Below are 843 nucleotides of genomic sequence, written 5' to 3'. Positions count from 1 at the left end.
TGGACAATGTATTGGATGCTGTGGACGATAGCTATACCGTGGATACGGGTGTTAGCGGAGTGATCCCTGACAGCAATGTGCTGGATAACGATACCCTTAACGGTGATCCTGTAGCGCCTACGGATGTGGTGCTTACTTCGACCCCAACGGACGAACTGACGATAAACGAGGATGGGAGCGTGAGCGTAGCCCCGGGCACTGCCGACGGTACCTATACCATAGACTATACGATCTGCGAGGCGGCCAATACGGACAATTGTGATTCCGGTACGGTAACCATTCAGGTAGGTCCTGATATGGACAATGTATTGGATGCAGTGGACGATAGTTACACGGTGGATACGGGTGTTAGCGGAGTGATCCCTGACAGCAATGTGCTGGATAACGATACGCTTAACGGGGAACCTGTAGCGCCTACTGATGTAGTGCTTACTTCGACCCCAACGGACGAACTGACGATAAACGAGGATGGCAGCGTGAGCGTAGCCCCTGGCACTGCCGACGGTACCTATACCATTGACTATACGATCTGCGAGGCGGCCAATACGGACAATTGTGATTCCGGTACGGTAACCATTCAGGTAGGTCCTGATATGGACAATGTATTGGATGCAGTGGACGATAGCTATACCGTGGATATGGGTGTTAGCGGAGTGATCCCTGACAGCAATGTGCTGGATAACGATACCCTTAACGGGAATCCTGTAGCGCCTACGGATGTAGTGCTTACTTCGACCCCAACGGACGAACTGACGATAAACGAGGATGGCAGCGTGAGCGTAGCCCCTGGCACTGCCGACGGTACCTATACCATTGACTATACGATCTGCGAGGCGGCCAATA

The 843-nt window shown here is 52.6% G+C and carries 1 pseudogene; it reads left to right on the top strand.

The window, feature by feature from the left end:
* Positions 1-843, top strand: a pseudogene (locus H4O18_RS21860) (hypothetical protein); the annotation flags it as partial.

Source organism: Arenibacter arenosicollis (assembly GCF_014397245.1).
Classification (GTDB): Bacteria; Bacteroidota; Bacteroidia; order Flavobacteriales; family Flavobacteriaceae; genus Arenibacter; species Arenibacter arenosicollis.
This window is presented reverse-complemented; position numbering and strand designations above follow the sequence as displayed.